Consider the following 23,426-nt stretch of genomic DNA (forward strand, 5'->3'; position numbering starts at 1 on the left):
CCAAAGAGTTTAAGACACGAAGTAAACCTTGTAGGTTATATAAGGTTGGATAATAAGCAAAATTCTCTCAAAACTCCAATTTCAGGGCTCCAAACCTAGGATTGGGTTACCTAAATACAATTATGGTATTAAGGGAAAACACAGCATTAAAAGCTAACCAAAATGCTGAACTTCTAATGGCCATTTGAAGCAAATATTTAAAATGATTACTTATTTAGAACCACTGAATCATGAAAAGGAATATTATTGCTATAGCCATAGTTTTAACAATTTTTGGCTGCCAAAATGAAAATAAAAAATACGCCAGTGCCGATGCTGTTAGCACTGAAGAATTAGAAAATGCTCCCCTTGATAGTACCGCCGCAGAAAAAATTATTAAAACTGCAGATATGCGTTTTAGGGTAAAAGACGTTCAGAACACTAAAGAACAGCTGAGTAAAACCATAAAAGCACAAGGAGGAACGGTTGCTGAATTCTCTATCGAAAGTTCAATTCAAGAAACCGATAAGGTTAAACAATCAACAGATTCGTTAAAAGAAATTACTTCCTATCGTATCCAAGGTTATCTGGTGGCAAAAGTTCCATCAGAGAAACTTGACGAATTTACCAACACCATTGCTAAAATGGCGGTTTTTGTAGATCACCAGTCGATGAAGATGGACGACCAGAGGCATCGCTTATTTAGCAAATAAATTGAAGGCCCAGAATAGGGTAGATGCAATAGAGAAGATCAATAAAGTAGCCTTAAAGAAAAGTGCCAATGTAGAGTCATCGCTTTATATTAAAGATGATTATGTAGATAAGAAAATTGAAAATCTGCAGATCGATAGCCGGGTTAAGTTGAGTACGATAACACTAAATTTTTATCAGGATAATACGGTTAAAACAATGGTGGTTGCCAATGATAACTTATATGATTATCGTCCTGCATTTTTTAACCGGCTTTGGCTTGGCATTGTAAACGGCTGGACGATTTTTAAAGAAATCATTATTGCTATTTCGAATCTCTGGATGTTGGTATTGGTTGGTATTGCCGCTTTCTTTACAATAAAATATTTTATTAAAAGGAATAAACTGGCCATAGATGAAGCTACGAAAAGTATGATCGATCAAGCAAGGATATAAAAGTTATTATTACGGTTCCATGGTCTGTGTCTGCACGGACCACTTTAAACTAATATTTATCCAATAGACCCTGAAATAAATTCAGGGAGACGAATGATTTATGATTGATAATACACATTCCATGGTCCGTATCTGCACGGACCACTTTAAACTAATATTTATCCAATAGACCCTGAAATAAATTCAGGGAGACGAATGATTTATGATTGATAATACACATTCCATGGTCCGTATCTGCACGGACCACTTTAAACTAATATTTATCCAATAGACCCTGAAATAAATTCAGGGAGACGAATGGTTTATAATTGATAATACACATTCCATGGTCCGTGTCCGCACGGACCATACTAACATTGTCAATCAGAGCATAGTCGAAGACTTATTTTCTACTTTATTACTTCTTCGCTTTAACCGCTAACCCTTTAACCTTGGTTTTATTATCGCTTACGAAAGATTCCCAACCCGAATAAGTTTTAGATTTACCTCCGGTGCTAATTTTTTGAAAGGAATGGCAAACGGCTACGGCCAAACCATCTGTAGCATCTAAAAACTCAGGGGTTTCTTTAAAATTCAGCAGTCTTTGCAACATCGCTGCCACTTGCTCTTTGGTGGCATTTCCACTACCGGTAATCGATTGTTTAATTTTACGTGGAGAATATTCTGTTACCGAAATATTCCTTGAAAGTGCAGCTGCAATAGCTATACCTTGCGCGCGACCTAATTTTAACAGTACCTGGATGTTTTTCCCATAAAACGGTGCCTCAATGGCTAAAACATCAGGTTTATACTGATCAATTAACACCACCGTTTTTTCAAATATCCGCTGAAGTTTAAGAAAAGGATCATCTAAATGGGTCATTTTTACAACCCCTAAACTGATCAGTTCCGTTTTATTGCCCTTCTCCAAAATTACGCCATAACCCATCACCGCAGTGCCCGGATCGATGCCCATAATTACCCGTTCCTTTTTTTCGTTCAACATTACAGCAATATTAAGCATATTTGCAAACTAAAAAGATAATCTTGACAGGCAAGCACAAAAAAATATTATCACTTTTCATTAAAGCTGCAATTGTAATATTTGCTTTTTGGTTCATTTACCATAAGCTTGTTGCAAACAAGAACCTGCACAATTTTAGCAGCCTGTTAAAAGATATACCTCATGTTGAGATCATTACTGTAATAGGTATTGTAGTTATATTAATGTTCGTAAACTGGTTTTTAGAAGCTGGGAAATGGAAATATCTCATGAGCCATATCGAACCTATTAGTTTCTACAGGGCGATAGAATCAGTTTTTTGTGGATTAACCCTGGCTATTTTTACGCCGAACAGGCTAGGTGAATACGGAGGAAGAGTATTCTTTCTATCGCCAAAAAGAAGAATAGTTGGTATAGTGGCCATGAGTGTTGGCAGTATTGGGCAATTGGTATTAACCAATGTTTTTGGAGCCATTGCAGCCTGTTTTTTTGTTTATAGGTTCATTCCGATAGATCGTGTTCTTTTTATTGCTGTTGTATTTTTAGCCGTTTTTTTCTGCCTGTTTTTTCTGATCTTCTATTTTAATATCCGCTGGTTAAATGGAATTTTACTTTCTTTTAAGTTCACCAGAAAATATAAAAAATTTTACAGCATTTTAGCGCGTTACCGAAAAAGGGAACTGTTTAAAATCATTACATACTGTTTTGTACGTTATTTGGTGTTCAGCTCGCAATATTTCATTTTATTTGTGTGGTTGGTGCCCGGCCTGCATTATGCAGATATTATTATGATGACGTGTTTACTCTTTTTGGTACAGTCGGCATTGCCATCTTTAGATCTGTTTGACGTTGGAATACGCAGTGTTACCGCTGTAGAATTATTTAAACATGTAACCGATCAACATGTAGCCGTTATTGCATGCACTGCAAGTATTTGGCTCATAAATATTATAATTCCTGCTATCTTAGGCACTTATTTCGTTTTTAAACTCAATTTTTTTGGAAATCTTAAATCTAATTAGTCTTTTATCCGCTGCTTTGACCTTAATTTATGGTTTTTTAGTCCTCAATTTTATTAGAGGATGGCATAAGCTGATATATTTTACGCCAAAAAAATCAGGTCCACAAACCAGGGTATCAATCATTGTTGCAGCAAGAGACGAAGAAGCCAATATTAACAAAACCATTGATGATCTTATCGCGCAGCAATACCCTAAAGCCTTAACAGAGATTATTATTATTGATGACCATTCAACTGATCGTACGGCTGAAATTGTATTAAGTTATGCTGATCAGCACGTAAAACTGATTAAACTAAATGAAGATAGAGCGTTAAATTCCTATAAAAAGAAGGCGATACAAACTGCCATAGGAACCTGTACTGGCGACTTAATTATTACCACGGATGCAGATTGCAGAATGGGGGCAGAATGGCTTGAAACGATTGTAAACTTGTACGAAGAGAAAAAATATAAAATGATTTCTTCTCCGGTGGCTTATTTCCAGGAAAAAAGTTTTTTTGAACGTTTACAATCTTTGGAGTTTCTTTACTTAATAGGTTTAGGTGCTTCTACCATTGGTAACAAACAACCCTCTACCTGTAACGGTGCAAATTTAGCTTACGAAAAAACTACCTTTTACGAAGTTGGCGGTTTCCAGGGGATTGATGATCTCGCTTCGGGAGATGATGAATTGCTGTTGCATAAAATCGCTGCTAAATATCCCGATCAGATCGGTTTCCTGAAAAACCGGGAGGCCATTGTATATACTCACGCAAAAGAAACATTAGGCTCGTTTATACAGCAACGTAAACGGTGGGCTTCGAAAAGTACCCGTTATAAGAATAAAGCAATTATAGTGTTGGGGGTATTAATCTGGATCTTTAACCTATCTATCCTGGCAAATTTTATTACCGGGTTATTCATTCCGGGTTTTTTATCCATCACATTTTATCAATTATTGGTTAAAATGATTTTAGAAACATTATTTTTATGGGATGTAACAGGCTTTGCTAAAAGGCGCAGTTTACTCATATTAATTCCCGTTTTAAATGTGCTGCACGTATTGTATATGGTGTACATCGGCATTGCAGGAAACAGTGGAAAATACAATTGGAAAGGCAGAATGGTTAGGTAATGGATAATAGCCCATCAAAAAAAGTATGGTTAAAGTTTAAGCGAAATAAATTTGCCTTAGGTGGATTGATTTTCATATTACTTTTAATGGTGATGGGTATTTTAGGCTACCTGATTATGCCTGATGATTCTCCAAATGCGAATGTTCAAACACTTCAGCTCAATAAAAAGAAACCAGGCAGTTCGTTTACCTTCTTGATTATTGGCAGAAACCCTAAAATAGAAAAGGTTGGTTTTTTTGAAAGGATGCTTAACGGACAATCACCAACTTTTAAAAGTATTCCGATTACGGCATATAAAATAGAAAATCAAGCTGTTTATGTGCAAGAATACATTGGAGAAGATGAAAAAGCAAAAGAAACCAGGTACGAATTAAAAGATTTATGCCCTTCTTGTGCCATACCTTCAAAAATTGCCACTCAAAAAACGCTTTTCGAAGCAAATAACATATACAAACACACTTACATTTTAGGTACAGATATTTATGGTCGGGATTTACTGAGCCGGTTAATATGGGGTATCCGCGTATCATTATCAGTAGGTTTGATGGCTGTACTCATTTCGCTTTTTATCGGGGTGAGTTTAGGTGCAATAGCCGGTTATTTTGGCGGGCGAATAGATGCAGCAATCAGCTGGTTCATGAATGTGGTTTGGTCGTTACCCTCATTACTGCTGGTAATAGCCATTTCATTTGCTTTAGGTAAGGGTTTTTGGCAGATATTTATTGCAGTTGGTTTATCTACATGGGTTGATGTGGCCAGGTTGGTACGCGGACAGGTTATGGCATTAAAAGAAGTCGAATTTGTAGAAGCAGCAAGAGCATTAGGCTTTAGCACAAGCCGTACCATTATTAAACATATACTGCCAAACATTGCAGGCCCTATTTTGGTGGTAGCCTCTTCTAATTTCGCCTCTGCCATATTGTTGGAAACAGGACTTAGCTTTTTAGGTTTCGGTGCTCAGCCACCAATGCCCAGTTGGGGGAGCATGATTAAAGAACATTATGGCTACATAATTATGGATGCTGCTTACCTCGCTATTTTACCCGGCTTAGCCATTATGCTTACCGTTTACGCTTTTAATGTGCTTGCTATTGGCCTGCGTGATGCCTTTGATGTAAAAGGACAAAATGTAACGGTTTAGGCATGCATAAAAAAAGCAGTACCAATTACGATACTGCTCAAACCTTAAAAAACAAAAATCTTAAGCTGTTGCTGTTAATATATTACCTGCAATTGTAATTGGGTAAATTTTAAGGGCACTTGTGGTACCACCATCGCTCGGTTGCGCCAAAATACTACCTGATGTAGTATACCTCGAACTATGTAAACCACATTGAATGTAGTTACTGGCCTGTATAAAACTCAATGCACCGCCCTGATGTGGGCAGGCAGCCTGTGTAGCCACAAAAGATGAGGCAGTGTTGCCGGCAGCGGTTCTGATAAAAAGAATGCTGTTTACAACCATTGATGCACCAACGGTTAATAATTGCGTGCTCAGATCTACCTTTGCTGAAGTACCTGAAGGAATGCCACCACCATTTGGTTTATTAGGTTCGGGTGAATCACTTTTTTTGCCACAAGCCGAAAAGCAGGCCCCAGTGCATACCATTGCTACGCCCAGGCCTAAAGATTTGATAAATTCATTGCGTTCCATAATTTTCTTATTAGTTATAGTTTGTTTGGTTTAATCTACTTTGCTTTCTTTTTATCGAAAGAGAACCTTCTGGCAATGCTGAAACCCCAACGGTATTGCCCTTTTAACCATGATGTATTGGTATCGGTAATAAATTGTGATTCTTGAATAGCGGTAGCGTTGGTAAAGTTTAGGTGGAAAATATGCCCGCCGGTTTCAAATTCCAATCCGGCACCAAGTGTGTTGTAATATTGATTGCCTGATGTGTTTTCTAGGTAAGCCTTTTTACCTTTATTTCTGAACGGAAACGTGTAATCTGCCACAAAAGCCATGCGTTTTGTGATTTTAATACGGCCACCAACTGAAAGGGCAAATAAGTCATTTTCATCACCAAAAACAGTAAAATTCCGGTGTACGTAGGATGGCATGATCAGCATCGAAAAGTTTGAATTGAACTTGCGTGCAATTACACCTTGTAAAACATATACCAGGCGATCTTGAAAGTTACGATAAGCGTTTGCTGCCGCAGGATCGGTTGATGCTTTTACCGCAGCAATTGTGCTGCTGCCGAATAAAGTTACCGCCACAGGTATTTTATCGTCGGTAGTTTGTTCTAAGAGGCGGTATTTTAAATTTCCTTCATATAGTTGAGTAACTATTCCCGCTCCTTTAGCCCTTGCCAAACCAACAGAAAGTTTATCACTGATGCCGTATTCAAAACCGATTCGTATATCGGTTGATTGATCCAATCCAAAAAAGTTTTTTATTCCGCCACCATTCCCGGCAATGTCTCCAAACCTGTGGTCTACCCTAAAATCCATTTCATTTTTATAAATGGTTTCATTGGTTTGTATATTAATGAGTTTCGTTGCTTTAAAAGTGGCTTTTACATTGCTCTTTTCTTTTGGAATCTCCAAGGCGTTTTCAAGGGAATCCTGTGCAAAAGCAAATGATGGAAAGCCGAAAATAAATAGATATAAAAGAGATTTTAGATGATGTTTCATGAAATTTTATTTTTTAGGTTGATAAGTAGCAGTCATTTTTACCTGGATGGTTTCTGCAATCTGTTTAAATACAATCGTTGGAATTTTGATATCATGATCTGCCAGTTTTACATTAAAAGCAGAACTTGCCTTCGCCTCATTATTACCAATAACCAATGATCCTTTTGCCGTATATTCTTTAGTTACGCCATGTATTTGTAAGTTTCCTTTTACGGTAATAGGGTAGGTGCCTGGTTTCGAAAAGTCGATCTGTTCAACAATTTTTCCCTTAAAATCTGAAGTGGGATATTTATCGCTTTCGATATAATTTTCGTTGAAATGTTCCTGCATCAGCTTTTTCTTAAACTGGTAAGAGGTATTATTAATCTTGAAAATGATTTCGTTGGTTTTGATGTTAATTGCAGAAGCTCCTGTTTTGCTTTGCGCATCAATATCTTCTACAGGTGTAGTAGAGAAGAATGAAGAAGTAACGTTTTTACTTATCCATATTTGTGCCTTTAAGCCCGTGCATAAAAACAAGGCTAATAACGTGAAAATTAATTTTTGCATTTGTAGAATATTTACTGTTAACGAATATTTTGTTTGCTGTTGATGATCTACTATTCGGGCATGTTTTTATCAAACCAGGCTTGGAGTAAGTCTCTTTCATTGGTAGTTAATGTGCTGCCTTTGGGCATGGTTTTAGTAACCAATATACTGTTGGCTACACGGGCATCGCTTTTTACTGAGGCTAAGCCGTTAAATAACCAAATGCTTTTAAGAGACCCATTAGGACCATGGCATCTGCCGCATTTGGTTTCCAGCAAGGCGCCAACGAAATTGGTATAGGTAACGTTTGCAGTTGTAACCACTGTTGGGCCATTTGGAACTGTAGTTTCGGGTTTTATCTCCTCTGCTTGTTTTTTTGAGCAGGCAAAAAGTAAGGCGGTAAACGCGACCAATAAAACTAGGGAACTTTGTTTTTTCATAAGGTATTTGTTAAAAATTAGCGTGGTGCAATTGAAATTTTAAGCGAATCGTCAGAATGGCTTGCAGATTTTACCGATATGTATAATATGATCAGAAATGATGCGAATAAAATCGCAATAACCTGTTTTTTTGCTGTCATATGCCAATAGCTTAAAATTTGTGTTTTGTTTAGTTAAAAATTCTTACTTTTTTAATTTGAGTAAGTGTTATAAATCGATTTTCTTTTGAAATCTTAATCGTTACGTAGCTTTTTACCTATTGGTTGCCTGAAATAAAAAAAAAGACAAAAAAAAGCCGTGTCGATTTTATATCGGCACGGCTTACTCACTAAATTGTTTTAACCTTTAGTTAAAATCTTCTGCTTTTAAAGGTGGATTAACCTTAATCTCTTTTATTACAATTGCAAATTCCTAGCACCTTGTGGAGTTGATATTGATTGCGTTAAAGTAAACGGAAACAATACATCGCCAACTTTTTTATAATTGCTGTATTCGGTAGTTTGACTGATTTCTACACCACCTTTGGTTGTAACGCTTTCATCCTTTAAAAGTAAACCTGATTTGGTATCGTAATATTCGGTTTTCTTTTTTCCTGATGGAGAAGTTACTGTTAATTTAAATGCATCGGCGGTTCCAACTTTTGCGCTCCCTGCTGATTCTATTTTAGTTCCATCTGTTGCATAGTACAATTGTGCGCCATAGCCTTTATCATCTTTCTTTTCGTTAAGGTCATCACCGGTTAATTCGGCTTTTTGACCCATCTGCATAGAATAACCAGTTTTTCCGTTATAAACCTGTTTCATTGCTGTTTGGCCAGCCATCGAAATTTCCATGCTGCTTAAGTTTGGTGCCATGTTTTTAATGGTAACCGCTAACTTCTGGCCCTGCATTTCCATTTCACCGGTTTGCTGTAAAGAAGTAAGTTTTTTAATGGCCTCTTCTCCGCCAATTGCTTTAATGTAATTCTTAATCACGTCAGCAGGGGCTGCTATTGGTCCGGTAGTTGCTTCGGTAGCTTTAACAGGACTTGCATAATTATCGTAAATTTGGGTTTTAAAGCCTGCTTTAGTTAAGCCTGCGGTAAATGCATCACTTTTACCCACAATAACAATCCGGGTATTGTCATGATTGTAATACTTTTTGGTAACCCTTAAAATATCATCAGTAGTTACCGCATTTACTTTTTGCAAATAAGTACGGTAAAAATCTTTCGGTAAACCGTTAATCAGGATATTACTTGCGAACCCTGCTGTACGTGCCGGATTTTCTAACCCTAATGCAAACGAACCGTTGAAAAGATTTTTTGCATTCTGCAATTCATCGGCAGAAACTTTTGTGGTGCGGATGGTATTAATTTCTCTTAAAAATTCTACCACGGCACTATCAACTTTCTCGTTTCTAACCGCAGCGTTTGCCAAAAATTTTGATTGAAAACGTCCGGAACCAGTGCTTGAGTATGCGCCATAGGTAAAGCCATGTTTCTCGCGAAGGTTGTTGAATAATCTCGATTCAGAGCCTCCACCTAAAATCTGGTTTGCCAATAACACCGGGAAATAATCAGGGTTGCTCATCGGAAGGTCGATTAAGTTTACTACTGTGATTTCTGATTGTACTGCATTACTTACATTAATGATATCAACTTCAGTTTTCGCTGGGTTAGCCACCTTTGCAAGTACCGGTAAGGTTAAAGCGGTTCCTTTCCAATCGCCAAATGATTTTTCGGCAAGGGCTTTTGCAGCTTCAGGTTTAATATCACCTACAAAAGTTAAGTAACCTCTTGATGGCGTAATGTATTTCTTGTAGGCAGTTTTTACATCATCCAAAGTAATGCCATTTAGCGAAGATTCGGTTTCGAATTCTCCATTGGGATGGTTTTTTCCATATGCCAATGCATTAACCACCCTTTCGGATATCGCTTTGGCACTTTTTTCGCTCGCTTTTAGGCCGGTTATTGCCTGAGATTTTAATTTCTCGAAAGATTCTGGGGGAAATGCTGGTTTACGGATGCTCTCTGCCATAAGTGCAAAAGCCTGAGGAAAATAACGCGTTAAAGCCGAAGCTGAACCGCCATAAGCCCCCGCACCAACATTAGCACCCAACTGATCTACTGCCTCATCGAATTGGGCTTTTGTTTTTGTAGTGGTACCTTCGTTTAGCATACTGCCCATCAGCCCAATCACACCTGCTTTTGCTCCTTCGGTAATCGGACCTGCATCAATACTGTAACTTGCAGAAATTTTTGGCAGTTTATGATTTTCGACAACCAAAACCGTAATGCCGTTTGATAATTTATATATAACAGGATCGGCTACGGTAATAACTGGTGCCGGACCTGGTTTTGGTTTTTGGCTTCGATCTATAGTTTGTGCTGAAATACCTTGAGCCAATAAGGAAACTGCAGCTATAATGAATAATTTTTTCATGTTTTTAATAGTTAAAATGAAAAGCGCTCCGCTTATTTTTTAGGTAAGTAATACAATACAACTCTCTGGTTTTTGTTGAGGTATTTTTTAGCAACATCTCTAATCTCCTCACGGGTGATGGATCTGATTACCTCTAATTCCTTATTAATGTCGTTAGTATCCTTATCGTGAAATGTGTAACCATCAGCCAGGTTTTCTGCGATACCGAGCATTTTGCTATTTGCACTTACATAATTGTTTTCGAACTTATTTTGCAACTTTTTGTAATCGCTTTCGCTGATTAAATCGGTTTGAAGACGCAAAACTTCCTCATCAATATCTTTTAACAAATCGTTAAGGGGGGTGTTTTTATTTGGTAAGGCAAGGGTAATGTAAGCTCCATAATCTTCCAGCGAATAATTAAAAGCAGCAACCTGTAGAGCCGTTTTCTTTTGATCGACCATTTTAGTGCTTAATCTCGAACTTCCTCCTTCTGATAAAATTGAGCTTATCATTCCTAACACTTTACTTTCTCTGGTTTTCATTCCAGGTACGCGGTAAGCTGCAAAAATTGCAGGAATTTGAATATTGGCGTCGTAAGCAGTATCAATAATTTCTTTGGTAATTTCTGGCAATTTGAAGTCTTTACGCACAATAGGGGCACCCTTAGGTACTTCATCAAAGTAAGATTTTACCAAACCTTTGGTCTTCTCTATATCTAAATCGCCTGCAATGGTTAAAACAGCATTGTTCGGTACATAATATTTTTTAAAGAATGCTATAAATTCATCAAGTTTAGCCGCATCTAAATGCTCCATTGAACCAATTGGCTGCCAGCGGTATGGATGCCCATCAAACAAATGGCCAAAAATTTTCTCAGTAAATTTTCCGTAAGGTGCATTATCAATACGTAAACGTTTTTCTTCTTTAACAACTTCGTTTTGGGTTTTTACTCCACCCTCATTAATTACCGGATGTAACATCCTTTCACTTTCTAACCATAAGCCGAGTGCCAATTGGTTTGATGGGAAAAGCTCATAATAAAAAGTGCGGTCTTGAGAGGTATTGGCGTTGTTTTGTCCGCCATTACTACTCACCAGTTTCATGAAATCTCCTTTTTTGATGTTTTTAGAGCCTTCAAATAATAAATGTTCAAAAAAGTGGGCAAATCCTGTGCGTTGGGTTTCTTCATCTTTTGAGCCAACATGGTACATTACCGAAACGGCAACAACGGGAGCGGTTTTGTCTTGGTGTAGAATGACGTGGAGGCCATTGTCCAGGTCAAATTCCGTGAACTGTACTTTTTGGGCAGAAGCACTTAAATACAGACCGGAAAAAGCCAAAGCAAAAAGAATTCTTTTTTTCATAAGGTTTTAATAGGTTTTGTTTTAATGATACGAAATGATCAAAGGCTGAGGCGAGTGATTATTTCTTGAAATAGTTAATTTGATTTTTTCACATGAAGTGAAATAACAATAAGGAAGGCCTAAATTATGGAATAAAACAAAAAAAGCGAGTATTAACTCGCTTTTTTTTAAGATTTATGATCTCCAGGCCTTATATTGGTTAATTAAACCATTTGTGGAGCTATCGTGACTCGAAATTTGTTCGCTACCTGCTAATTCAGGAAGAATCTTTTTGGCCAATTGCTTGCCTAGCTCAACTCCCCACTGGTCGAAGCTGAAAATATTCCAGATTACGCCTTGTACAAAGATTTTATGCTCATACATGGCAACTAAGCTACCCAAAGTATATGGAGTTACTTTTTTAAGTAAAATTGAATTTGTCGGGCGGTTTCCTTCAAATACTTTAAAAGGAGCAATTTTTGCAATTTCAGCATCCGATTTGCCTTCTTTTTTCAACTCTCCGGTTACTTCTTCTTCAGTTTTTCCATTCATTAAAGCTTCTGTTTGTGCAAAAAAATTGGAAAGTAAAATTGGATGATGATCGCCAAGAGGATTTAAACTTTGCGCCGGTGCAATAAAATCTGCAGGAATAATTCTTGTTCCCTGGTGAATTAACTGGTAAAAAGCATGCTGGCCATTTGTACCAGGTTCGCCCCAGATGATGGGGCCGGTTTCGTAATCAACTTCATTGCCGTTTCTATCCACGTGTTTACCATTACTTTCCATATCGCCTTGCTGAAAATATGCTGCAAACCTGTGCATGTATTGATCGTAAGGTAAAATTACCTGCGTTTCTGCATTATAGAAATTAATGTACCAAACACCCAATAAACCTAAAATTACAGGGAGGTTGCTTTCAAATTCAGCTGTTTTAAAGTGGTTATCGGTTGCGTGTGCACCAGCCAATAATTGTTTAAAATTGTCAAAACCGATACTTAAAGAGATCGATAAGCCAATAGCACTCCATAACGAATAACGGCCACCAACCCAATCCCAAAACTCAAACATATTTTCGGTATCGATCCCAAAAGCAGAAACATCTTTGGCATTTGTAGATAGCGCAGCAAAGTGTTTGGCAATATCGCCTTCTTTTCCACCTTTATCTAAAAACCATGAACGTGCAGAGTGTGCGTTTGTCATGGTTTCTTGTGTGGTAAATGTCTTAGAAGCCACCAAAAAGAGGGTAGTTTCAGCATTTAAACCGGCCAATGTTTCGGCGATGTGTGTACCATCTATATTGGAAACGAAATGAATATTTAAGTGATTTTTATAATGTTTAAGGGCTTCGGTAACCATAACCGGACCTAAATCTGAGCCACCGATACCAATATTTACCACATCTGTAATGGCTTTGCCTGTGAAGCCCTTCCAATCACCACTGATAATGCTGTTGCTAAATTTTTCCATTTTAGCCAATACCGAATTAACTTCAGGCATTACATCCTTGCCATCAACCAAAATTGGCGTATTGCTTAGGTTACGTAAAGCGATGTGGAGTACCGAACGATCTTCTGTTTCGTTAATTTTATCGCCATTGTACATCGATTTTATGGCTTTATCCAATTTACACTCACGTGCTAACTGAATCAGCAAAGCCAATGTTTCGTCGCTAATGCGGTTTTTACTGTAATCCAATAAAATATCCTCAAAAAAAACTGAAAACTTATTAAAGCGATCTGCATCTTCAGCAAATAGATCTTTAATGCTTTTTTGATTAATATCTATAAAATGATCGGCTAAATACTTGTAAGCCTCAGTTTCTGTAAAATTTACTTTAGGTAACATAATCTTTGTTTTTTTGTAAAAGTAATAAAGCAAAAATTTAAAACGGTCTTTTTAATGTTCAAAATCATTAAGAATTTTTAATGTCGAATAAACGCCTTAACTTTAATAGAAAGGTGCTGTTAATAACCATTGTTGTTTTAACCATTAACTTAATTACCATGATAGAAAATTTAAATGAAATGGTGCGCGAAAACGTACAGGAAAGTGTTGTAAACAATGCTGCTATTCCGAATGAGCATAATGAAGCAGTAATTCAAGCAGCTTCGGGTTCTATTTTCGATACGCTTAAAAACCAGGTGTCCTCAGGTAATATTGGTGCTTTAACCGATATTTTTAATGGAAATAAAGCAGAGGGTAATCAGGTTGCCGCACAGGCTTCGGGTAGTTTTATGGATAAACTTAGTGGATTGGGTATTAATGCCGATACGGCAAAATCTTTGGCTGCAAGTATTATACCAGGGTTGATTGCCAAGTTTACACAAAAAACGAATGATCCGAACGATAGTTCTTTCAATATTAAAGATGTATTGGGTAGTTTAGGGGGTAATGATGGCAAATTTGATGTGAGTGATGTAATTGGTATGTTTAATGGTGGCAAACAAGCACAGCAGCCAGGTGAAACTGGTGAAGGTGGCATTATGGATAAATTGAAAGGGATGTTCTAATGCTGCCTTTAAGGAGATTTTGAACTTTAATGGCATAATGGCTGTTAAACTTGACAAATCAAAAAAATCACTATTGCATAGTATCGTACAATTCCATCTCCCCTTAAAATTGTTTAGATTAGAGCACCTAAACTAAACAACTATTTATGAAGAAAATATACCTGCTCAGCATTTCCTTATTAACGTTAAATTCTTTTGCACAAAAATCAGATTTGAGGCCATTGGTCTCAAAAAAAGCTGATGCCATTGAACAAAAAGTAATTACCTGGCGTCGCGATTTTCATGAACACCCTGAATTGGGCAATACAGAGGTAAGAACTGCGGGCATAATTGCAAAACATCTCGAATCTTTAGGGATTAAAGTTTCAACTGGAGTGGCAAAAACTGGTGTGGTGGGTATTTTAAAGGGTGGAAAACCTGGCCCGGTGGTGGCTTTACGTGCCGATATGGATGGCTTGCCGGTAACCGAAAGGGTGGATGTTCCGTTTGCTTCGAAAGTAAAAACGCAATATAACGGCCAGGAAGTTGGAGTTATGCACGCCTGTGGACATGATAGCCACGTGGCCATTTTAATGGGGGTGGCAGAAGTGCTGGCTTCCATGCAAAAAGATATACAAGGTACGGTGAAATTTATTTTCCAGCCTGCCGAAGAGGGTGTGCCAGCAGGAGATGAAGGTGGAGCAGCTTTAATGATTAAGGAAGGGGTGTTAGAAAACCCTAAAGTGGATGTGATATTTGGTTTGCATATCAATTCTCAAACCGAGGTTGGCGAAGTTACTTACCGCCCGGGTGGCACAATGGCCGCTGTTAACGACATGAAGATTACGGTTACCGGCCGACAGGCTCATGGTGCTTATCCATGGAGCAGTATCGATCCGGTTGTGGTTTCGGCTCAGATTATTAATAACCTGCAAACCATTGTGAGCAGAAATTTAAACGTGACCGAGAATCCCGGTGTAGTAACTATTGGGGCTATCAATGGCGGTGTACGATCGAACATCATTCCCGAAAAAGTAGAAATGCTGGGTACGGTACGTAACTTTAGCAAAGAAGATGAGGCTATGTTTATCGAGAGGATTAAAACCATAGTAACCAAAACTGCCGAAGCTGGTGGTGCTACCGCCGAAGTAAAAATTCCTTACAGCAACCATTATCCGGTTACTTTTAATCATATTGCCCTTACCGAAAAAATGCTGCCTAGTATGCAAGCAACAGCAGGCAAAGATCATGTAAAATTAAAACCACCAGTTACCGGCGCTGAAGATTTTTCTTTCTTTCAGGAAAAAGTCCCTGGCTTGTTTGTGTTTCTTGGTGGAATGCCAAAAGGTAAAGATCCATTGAAAGCGCCATCTCACCATACTCCTGATTTTTACCTTGATGAAAGTGGCTTTGTGTTGGGTGTTAAATTGCTTTCTAACCTCACTTTAGATTATATGACAATGAAGAAATAAGATGATGTTTAATCATCTTATTTCTTTACAGTTTTTTTGCCAAATTGTCTTGGGTAATAGGAAAACGTTGTCATAAAGTATTGCTGTAACACATTTTGTGTGCCTACTGTAAAACTGTTAACGCCACCATAGTTAATAATATTGGTGTTTTGATGGAGCAGATCCATGGCCGAGAATTTAAACTCTGCGTTGTTTCCCTTTAAAAAGCGGTATGTTGCGCTTGCATTCCATATGGCGAAATTAATATTTGCAGCACTGTTCGATTTGCTGGAATTAAAGCTGATGTTGCTGCTTAAGGTAAATTTTTTGGTAATGTTATAAATTGAGCTTAATGAACTGGTTAAATTTATTCCACTGTATTTTGTATTAAAAGCTTCCTGCTCCGATCTATAAGTATCAAATCCCTGGCCTAACTCTGTGGCAAATTTATCTTTATAAGTATAGTTTAAACTTAGTTTTGCATTGGTATTTAAGGTATTCGAAAAACTAAATACATCATTGAGGTAACTGGCACTTTTTGCAATATTCAATCCACCGTTTATGCTTAGTTGCAGTTCTGAGGTTTTTAATTTAAATGTTTTCCTTAAATAACCACTGGAGTTAAAGTATTTATTGCCATTGGCATTGGTTAAATAAATGGTTCGCTTGTTTTGGTTATCAATAAAAATACTATCTACTATTCCATCATTTATAATACCTGCAGATACATTAAAGTTATAATTTAAGGTGTTTTTGCTTTTTTGATCAGAATGATTCACATTTAAGTTAATAGATCTGTCTTTTGATTCCCTAAGTTTAATATTGCCTATTTGTAAGTTATACACATTAGTACTATCAATTAAAGGAGCCAGTTGCTGTAAAGAGGGTATAATAATATTGGTTTGATAAGTCAAGGTAATCGACCTGTAGAATTCGCCATATTGGTAATTGCTTGAAGTGATATTGATTTCAGGTACAAAGCTGTTGTACGCGCGGTTGATGTTTTGCTGTGCCTTATCAGATTGATTATCCTGAATAATAAAGCGGTGTTTTGCCGAAACCTGAATCTGTAGATTTTTATCATACCGGTTAGATAAACTTTTTCTGAAAGATTTGCTTAAAGTGATACCTGGCGTTTCATCAACCAAATTTGTTTTGGTATGATTACTTAAATAACTATTGGTTGCATAAATCCCTCCTTTTAAATCTTCCACCTGGTTGTGGTCGGTATTGTGCTTAAGTGCTAAATTGTTGGATAGTGATAAATCGAAGTCAGCAAGATTTTTATAACCGAATAAAAGCGATTTTAAATTGGGAATTTCCAATGATAGGTTTTGATTGATGGATTTTCGCTGAGTGTCATACCTTCTATCGAAATCCGTATTGGATGCGGGGTCTACAAACGACCTAAAAGAGGTTAAATTAGACCTTTGGTTATCATTATCATTTACCGATAATTGATAACTCGCATTTAGGCCATTAAAACGATGTTCTTTTCTGGTAATATAATTTGGAGATAAACCATAGCTTATGGCAAGATTGAATCCTTTGTTGTTAAAGTCATTTTGTGCCCTACTATTATTGGTACTGGTAAGCACATTCTGACCATTGTAAGCACTTCTTTGTGTATCATTGTTTGACGTACCATTATTTACAGACATTGACGGCCTAATGTTAAACCTGTGGTTTTCGTTCGCATATTCGAAATTCGAATCAAAGTTTTGATTTGTTGATGCAGAATTGCCTGTAGAGGTGTTTGTATCGAATATTTTTTCAGTAGCATTGATTGAGGTGGTGGTTTGCGCATCAGATAAACTTTCGTTGTTTCTGTTTTGTATAAAATAATTGGCGTTTATGGTGCTTTTTTTATTATACTCAGGTTTTTCTACAAAGTTGTAGGTAAAAGTTACGCCACCTATATTGGGTTGGTTAATACCCGATTGCCTGAAATCAGGCTGATATTCTACATTTGTATTTAAACCTTTAAATGTACTATTGGCGGTTAAAGTTCTAACGTTGTTGGCTGTTTTGTTAATGTTGTTGCTCGCGCCGATAATACCAACCTGCATCTTGGGCGAAAACATGTTTAAGCTCGCATCAACCTCGTATTTTTTGGTGGTACCATAACCAGCACCAATTTTGCCAAAAAAACCAATATCCTTGCCTTTCTTAAGTTTTAAATTTACCGTCAGCGTGCTATCAAGTGGGTTTTTCTCATTTCTTTCACGATATACCTGAACTTTGTCTAAAGCATTTTTAGCTATGTTCTGTGTAGCAATTTTAAAATCGCCACCAAAAAACTGTTTTCCGTTTACGAGCAAACTTTTTACCTCGCGGCCATTCACGGTAATCTGTCCATCGCCCCACAAGGTTACATTGGGTATTTTACGCAAAAGATCTTCCACAACAGCATTTGTATCCAATTTAAAAGCAGCAGCGTTAAATTCGAGTGTATCGCCATTCATGGTAATAGGTGCTACCCTAATTTCCACATCCTGTAAATTGTTGTCTTTTATGGAGATAATCAATGTTTTTAAATCAAGGGCATTTTTCTCATCAACAATGGTGAAATTTTTCCGTAATAATTGGTAACCTACATGACTGATTTCTACATACATTTTAGCATTTAGCGGTAAATTTTTGAAGCTGAATTCACCATAATTATTGCTTAACTGATAGCTGATTAAGGTGCTATCGCCCTTAAACAACGATACTGTTGCCGATTTTAAATTGTAGTTGTGTGTGGTATCTCTAATTACTCCTTTTACAGCTCCAATCTGGGTTGGATTTGCCTGTTGGGCTTTTGTACTGTAAAAACTGAATAAAGATAAAGATACAATGAGGAGGCGTTTAAGATGGTACATTTAGGGATGGTTAGTCTAATTTAGGTTTAAGTTTGATAAGCACAGGATTACTCTTTTTATTCTGGGTTTTAAAATATGCTTCTAAAGCGGGTGGATATTTGTTTGTTTTACCTTCACTTTGTTCTTTAAATGCAAACATGGCCAAAGAAGAATAATTGGTGTAGAAATAGCCGTTTTCGTACAATTGGAAGCCGCGGTTAATGAAATCGTAGAAATCGCCGCTCGCATCTGTTACTGGCAAAAAGGAAGAAAGGGCATCGGGTTCCAAATCTTGTATAGATGTTAGCTCGTTGGTTTTCAAGTTATAAATCAATGCCTTTTTCATTGTTCTATCCCAGCCGAAGTTGTGCATTTTGAAATACAGGTTGTTGCCAACCAGGAAAGTGTTACTTAAACCATAAAAAACCTTTGGATTATTTTTGAAAAATTCTCCGCGCTTTTTTACATAAACCGGATTGCTAATAAAATCTCTCGGTAAGGAATTAGCTGCGGGAAATATAATATGGTAGGCAAGCGAAAGTTTTGATGGCCTTGCTTTATAAATGTCGTAAGAATAATAATTTAAATAAAGTATCTCATCTGGTGCGGTTTGAGAATAGCGCGAACCAGAGTTCCAAAATTCATCATTATCATATCTTTTTGAACTGTAAGGGAAATAGCCTACAGAATCTTTGTTCTTATTAATGAAACCCAATTCATAAAAAGTACTGTCTTTGCCTTGTTTTTCTAAATAATCAGGACGAACAATGGTTCCATTACTTGCAAACTTAAAATCGCGGCTGGAATGGCGGTTTACATAATCCTTTTCCATTATTTTTTTGACCAGTTTCCCCTTTAAATCAAAATAAAAAATGCGAACGCCTGCATATACGGCGATGTAGCTGATGTTGTTTTCTTGCTCAGGAATGAAACCATAAAACTCTGACTTGTTTTTTTCATTTTTATCCTGTTCTATATTGCTTGCATTGATTTTTGCTCTGTATTTCCCGTCTTTTCCAAAAATAAGTATGGCCTTGGTATCATAATCATATATCACGTAGTTATCTTCCATAATTTTCAACTGGCTGATACTACCAAAAAGACTTTCTTTAGTGGTTTCAAGCGGAATAAATTCTACTTCACTAAAAATCTGCGAAACAGCTGCGCCATGGGCAGTTTGTGGATCGATACGTAGGGTGAGCATTTCAGTGCTATCTATCTTTCCTTGCTGAGCCCAGGCTGCGGTACAGAAAAATAAATACGCTAAAAAGAGCATGCGCGTTTTCATTTGTATTGGTTAGAGGTTAATAATAGTTAAATATATCTGTTCAGTTTTAGCTACGCCACCTGATGAAGCGCAAGTTAATTTCCGGTCGATTTGATAAATATTGTTGGAAATTAATCAATTAAACAGTTAGTTGATTATTCATTTTATGATTTTAACAAGTTTTAACAGCTAAGTTACAGAGTAGGTTAATTTATAGCTGAAAAGGATTAAAATACAGGTAATTTAGTTCAGGCAAATTATCGTTGATTCTTAATCTTAACCGCCTGGATCATTTTAACCATTAAGAAGTTAAGTTTTCCTAATGTCCTTAATTCTTAAATGGTAAACGGCCTTTTTATTTCTAAAACATTAAGAAGTGAAGCTGGTTAAGGCTTTGATAAATTTGAATGTCTTTAACCGTTAAAGGATTTAGGTTATTTTCGTCACCATTAATATTGATGCTATCAAGGTTTTACTCAGCCTCACCTTAATAGTAGCTCATATTTGTTATATTTGTTGCTATGACCAAAGAAAATATTCAGGATTTAAGGGACAGAGTAGCGTCGCTGAGGAGGTATCTTTGACGTTGATGAGCTACTTTATGCCATTCGCGAAGAAGAAAAATTAACAATGGCACCCGATTTCTGGGATGATCCAAAGAAAGCAGAAAAAATTCTAGCAGAAATCAGCTCAAAGAAAAAATGGACTGATGGCTTTAACCAAACCAATAATGCGGTTGAGGATGCGGTAGTGATGTTTGAGTTTTTTCAATCTGGAGATGCTTCTGAAAAAGAATTGCAAGACCAGTTCGAGATCAGCAAAACTGCTGTAGAAGAACTCGAACTTAAAAATATGCTTCGTAGTAAGGAGGATCAACTTTCTGCAGTATTACAGATTACTGCCGGAGCTGGTGGAACCGAAAGTTGCGATTGGGCTTATATGCTGATGCGCATGTATATGATGTGGGGTGAAAAGAACGGTTATAAAATTACCGAACAGGATAGTCAGGAGGGAGAGATTGCAGGTATAAAATCGGTAACGCTTCAATTTGACGGTGATTTTTCTTATGGTTATCTTAAGGGCGAAAATGGGGTGCACCGTTTGGTTCGTATATCTCCATTTGATTCGAATGCCCGTAGGCACACTTCATTTGCCTCTGTTTATGTTTATCCACTGGTTGATGATACGATTCAGATTGATATTAACCCTGCCGATATAGAGTTTGAAACATTCAGAGCAGGCGGTGCTGGTGGGCAAAATGTAAATAAGGTAGAAACGGCTGTGCGGTTGTACCACAAGCCATCAGGCATTATTATTAAAAATCAGGAGTCGCGATCGCAATTGCAGAATAAAGAAAATGCGATCCGTTTATTGAAATCTCAATTGTACGAAATTGAAGAACGTAAGCGTAATGAAGCAACCGCACTGGTAGAAGGATCGAAGAAGAAAATAGAATGGGGCTCACAAATCAGAAGCTACGTTCTGGATGATAGGAGGGTAAAAGATCACCGTACCAATTATCAAACTTCAAATCCTGACGCTGTTTTAAATGGCGATATCAATGATTTTTTGAAAGCTTATTTAATGGAATTTTAATATTAAAAAAATGGCAAAGTCATCCATCATTATAATCTTATTGCTTATGGCAATCAACAGTATCAATGCACAAGAAGTTGTGCCTTTATATTCAGGCAGTATTCCTGGGGCAAAAGTTACACCTGCCGATTATGTAGAAAATACAGAGGTTCGTGCCAATGGTACGTTGAGTGTTACAAAAGTATCGGTACCTACTTTTACGGTTTTTTTAGCTCCGAAAAATATTGCTAATGGTACAGCTGTTATTATTTGTCCGGGTGGTGGTTATGGAGGATTGGCTTTTAGTCATGAAGGAACTGATGTAGCTAAAAGATTTAATGCCATTGGTGTAACCGCTTTTGTTTTAAAATACCGTTTACCGAGCGATCTTATTATGGTTGATAAAACCTATGGCCCTTTGCAAGATGCCCAGCAAGCAATTTACCTGATTAGGAAAGATGCCAAAAAATATGGTATCAAAACCAATAAAATAGGAATAATGGGTTTTTCTGCAGGCGGTCATTTCGCTTCAACCCTGGTTACGCATTATAACGATCTTAAAATTGCTGATCCCGAAAAGATAGATTTAAAACCAAACTTTGCCGCATTAATTTATCCTGTTATCAGTTTTGAAGAATCGGTACATACCGGCACAATGAAAAATTTATTGGGCCCGAATCCTCCTGATAGCTTAAAACATTATTTCTCGGCAAACAAAAATGTAACAAAAAAAACGGCTCCAACTTTTTTTGTTCATGCTAAAGATGATAAAACTGTTCCTTTTGCAAATAGTGTATTAATGAATGAAGCATTAAAGCAAAATAAGGTAGATACCGATATTTACCTTTACGAAAATGGTGGACATGGCTTTGGTTTAGTCAATAAAACTTCAGATGTGGATTGGTTCAACTTGCTGGCTGCGTGGATGAAAAAGGAGAAATTTTAACCCATTACATTTGTAGAAAGGCTAATAGATGCATTAACTTAGAGGCTGGTATGGGTATGGCACAAAATTATTGGGTGGTAACTTTTGGAGCACCACAGTAAGGCAAATTAAAAATCGAATTGGCCCTTTCCGGTTATTTGCTGCTTTTTATCGTTTTATCAATCACATCCAGTAAGCCATCGGTATAAGCATCATCGGTAAGTTCCCAAAACATAATGCCGTTTAATTTTCGATCAATTACATATTTCGTTTTTAATGAAATTGATTTTGGATCATCAAAAGTAGCGATGTATTTTGTTTGTGGATTATAATAATAAGGTGCCTGCGCCTGTTCATCCCAATAGTATTTATAGCCATTTTCGGTAGAAAACTGCTTTTTAAAATTTTTAAAAGAAGTTCCGCTTATAAATTTTGTTTGCTGGTACAAGCCTTGATTCGCATCGGTGGTATTTTCGAAAATTCTTGCATAAAATGCCGCGCCTAATGCAATTTTATTGGCCGGTACACCCAAGCCAATTAATGCTTTTACTGCGAAATCGCCAGAAAGTTTTTGTTGTGGCGTGCCATATAATGGAGAGTGGTGCCCGCTGGTTGTGGCATAACCGCTCACCAGATCGTAACTCATTACGTTCACCCTGTTTACTAAAGGCATTACTTTATCCCATTCAAAGCAAGAATCAATACAGTTTTGGGTTCCGCCTGCCGCAAAACTGATTTCAGCTTTTTTACCCAGTTTTTTGCGCAATTCTTTAATCAGTAAAGTAAAATTTTGCTTATCATCTACGGTATAGCGATGCCCCGGAAAGCCCATAACTGCAGGATATTCCCAATCCATGTCAATACCATCAGCATGGAAAAAATCTAGAATTTGTTTTGTGGTTTTGGCAAAGGTTTTCCGTCCATCTGCCCTGCTAAATACTTCTGAGTAATCTTTACAGCCACTCCAACCACCCATAGCTATCATCACCTTTAAATCAGGATTACGTTTTTTTAACGCAACCATACTGGTAATTAGTGCAGAATCTTTGGCCGATCTGATATTTAAGCTATCCCCTTTCAAATGTCCGAAGCTATAAATCAAGTGACTGAGTTTTTCTATCGGAAAACTGTCTATAACCGAATTTTGACCTGAATAATAAGCGATAACATTCGGTTTAACTCCTTGTTGTGCCTTTAAATTAATACTGAAAAATAACGACAAGATAATAACGGCAGCAAAATGAAAGGATAGGCGGTGGTTCTGGTTTAGTTTGTACAC

The 23,426-nt window shown here is 37.1% G+C and carries 20 protein-coding genes; 9 read left to right on the top strand and 11 right to left on the bottom strand.

The features are described 5' to 3' along the window. The first annotated feature begins 230 nt into the window (after positions 1–230). Complete coding sequence (locus tag AC0IWE_RS23705; protein WP_471795002.1) at positions 231–692, top strand: DUF4349 domain-containing protein; 462 nt, start codon at positions 231–233, stop codon at positions 690–692. A 1-nt stretch (position 693) separates the two neighbouring features. After that, positions 694–1,125, top strand: coding sequence for a hypothetical protein (locus tag AC0IWE_RS23710; protein WP_471795003.1), 432 nt, complete (start codon positions 694–696; stop codon positions 1,123–1,125). A 397-nt stretch (positions 1,126–1,522) separates the two neighbouring features. On the opposite strand, the gene ruvC is transcribed toward AC0IWE_RS23710, so the two are convergent. Next, positions 1,523–2,110, bottom strand: a complete 588-nt coding sequence (gene ruvC, locus AC0IWE_RS23715; protein WP_471795334.1) for a crossover junction endodeoxyribonuclease RuvC — start codon at positions 2,108–2,110, stop codon at positions 1,523–1,525. 41 nt (positions 2,111–2,151) lie between these two features. On the opposite strand from ruvC, the gene AC0IWE_RS23720 reads away from it, so the two are divergent. The 3 genes from AC0IWE_RS23720 to AC0IWE_RS23730 are packed head-to-tail and all read left to right on the top strand — an operon-like array spanning position 2,152 to position 5,385. Further along, a complete protein-coding gene (locus tag AC0IWE_RS23720) occupies positions 2,152–3,129 on the top strand; it encodes a lysylphosphatidylglycerol synthase domain-containing protein (RefSeq protein ID WP_463497440.1) in 978 nt (325 codons plus the stop codon). Continuing rightward, positions 3,107–4,243, top strand: a complete 1,137-nt coding sequence (locus AC0IWE_RS23725) for a glycosyltransferase family 2 protein (RefSeq protein WP_471795004.1) — start codon at positions 3,107–3,109, stop codon at positions 4,241–4,243. The genes AC0IWE_RS23720 and AC0IWE_RS23725 overlap by 23 nt, the downstream gene beginning before the upstream one ends. Further along, positions 4,243–5,385 (top strand): ABC transporter permease, encoded by a 1,143-nt coding sequence (locus AC0IWE_RS23730; RefSeq protein WP_471795005.1) that lies wholly within the window; start codon positions 4,243–4,245, stop codon positions 5,383–5,385. Before AC0IWE_RS23725 ends, AC0IWE_RS23730 begins: the two co-directional genes overlap by 1 nt. Before the next feature lie 60 nt (positions 5,386–5,445). Here AC0IWE_RS23730 and AC0IWE_RS23735 read toward each other — a convergent pair whose 3' ends face one another. The 7 genes from AC0IWE_RS23735 to pgi form a co-directional block, all read right to left on the bottom strand. Continuing rightward, positions 5,446–5,898: a QcrA and Rieske domain-containing protein gene (locus AC0IWE_RS23735; protein ID WP_471795006.1), complete on the bottom strand. Its 453-nt coding sequence runs from the start codon at positions 5,896–5,898 to the stop codon at positions 5,446–5,448. A 35-nt stretch (positions 5,899–5,933) separates the two neighbouring features. Further along, positions 5,934–6,881: a DUF5777 family beta-barrel protein gene (locus tag AC0IWE_RS23740; RefSeq protein WP_471795007.1), complete on the bottom strand. Its 948-nt coding sequence runs from the start codon at positions 6,879–6,881 to the stop codon at positions 5,934–5,936. A 6-nt stretch (positions 6,882–6,887) separates the two neighbouring features. Next, the gene (locus tag AC0IWE_RS23745) at positions 6,888–7,430 is read right to left on the bottom strand and encodes a YceI family protein (protein WP_471795008.1); all 543 of its coding nucleotides are present in this window, start codon (positions 7,428–7,430) and stop codon (positions 6,888–6,890) included. Positions 7,431–7,480: 50 nt separating this feature from the next. Beyond that, a complete protein-coding gene (locus AC0IWE_RS23750; RefSeq protein ID WP_055912863.1) occupies positions 7,481–7,849 on the bottom strand; it encodes a hypothetical protein in 369 nt (122 codons plus the stop codon). 395 nt (positions 7,850–8,244) lie between these two features. Beyond that, complete coding sequence (locus AC0IWE_RS23755; RefSeq protein ID WP_471795009.1) at positions 8,245–10,272, bottom strand: M16 family metallopeptidase; 2,028 nt, start codon at positions 10,270–10,272, stop codon at positions 8,245–8,247. Positions 10,273–10,304: 32 nt separating this feature from the next. Beyond that, positions 10,305–11,618 carry a M16 family metallopeptidase gene (locus AC0IWE_RS23760; RefSeq protein WP_471795010.1) on the bottom strand — a complete coding sequence of 438 codons (1,314 nt, stop codon included), beginning with the start codon at positions 11,616–11,618 and terminating at the stop codon, positions 10,305–10,307. A 174-nt stretch (positions 11,619–11,792) separates the two neighbouring features. Further along, positions 11,793–13,442 (bottom strand): glucose-6-phosphate isomerase, encoded by a 1,650-nt coding sequence (gene pgi, locus AC0IWE_RS23765; protein WP_471795011.1) that lies wholly within the window; start codon positions 13,440–13,442, stop codon positions 11,793–11,795. Positions 13,443–13,522: 80 nt separating this feature from the next. On the opposite strand from pgi, the gene AC0IWE_RS23770 reads away from it, so the two are divergent. Together AC0IWE_RS23770 and AC0IWE_RS23775 are read left to right on the top strand one after the other, a co-directional pair. Further along, positions 13,523–14,107: a hypothetical protein gene (locus AC0IWE_RS23770; protein WP_471795012.1), complete on the top strand. Its 585-nt coding sequence runs from the start codon at positions 13,523–13,525 to the stop codon at positions 14,105–14,107. A gap of 146 nt (positions 14,108–14,253) precedes the next feature. Next, positions 14,254–15,558, top strand: a complete 1,305-nt coding sequence (locus tag AC0IWE_RS23775; RefSeq protein ID WP_055912854.1) for an amidohydrolase — start codon at positions 14,254–14,256, stop codon at positions 15,556–15,558. Between the two features lie 17 nt (positions 15,559–15,575). Here the strand turns inward: AC0IWE_RS23775 and AC0IWE_RS23780 are convergent, their stop codons facing one another. Then, positions 15,576–18,401 (bottom strand): TonB-dependent receptor, encoded by a 2,826-nt coding sequence (locus AC0IWE_RS23780; protein ID WP_471795013.1) that lies wholly within the window; start codon positions 18,399–18,401, stop codon positions 15,576–15,578. Positions 18,402–18,411: 10 nt separating this feature from the next. Next, positions 18,412–19,668, bottom strand: a complete 1,257-nt coding sequence (locus tag AC0IWE_RS23785; RefSeq protein ID WP_471795014.1) for a 6-bladed beta-propeller — start codon at positions 19,666–19,668, stop codon at positions 18,412–18,414. Between the two features lie 500 nt (positions 19,669–20,168). Between AC0IWE_RS23785 and prfB the strand changes: the two genes are divergently transcribed. Beyond that, positions 20,169–21,243, top strand: a protein-coding gene (gene prfB, locus AC0IWE_RS23790; protein WP_463497420.1) for a peptide chain release factor 2 whose coding sequence is annotated in 2 segments (ribosomal slippage) — positions 20,169–20,228 and positions 20,230–21,243 — 1,074 coding nt in all. Because the reading frame shifts where the segments join, the coding sequence is not laid out codon by codon here. 46 nt (positions 21,244–21,289) lie between these two features. Further along, a complete protein-coding gene (locus AC0IWE_RS23795; protein ID WP_471795015.1) occupies positions 21,290–22,168 on the top strand; it encodes an alpha/beta hydrolase in 879 nt (292 codons plus the stop codon). A gap of 133 nt (positions 22,169–22,301) precedes the next feature. On the opposite strand, the gene AC0IWE_RS23800 is transcribed toward AC0IWE_RS23795, so the two are convergent. Continuing rightward, a complete protein-coding gene (locus AC0IWE_RS23800; RefSeq protein ID WP_471795016.1) occupies positions 22,302–23,426 on the bottom strand; it encodes a glycoside hydrolase family 18 protein in 1,125 nt (374 codons plus the stop codon).

This window comes from Pedobacter sp. AC402, assembly GCF_979252805.1.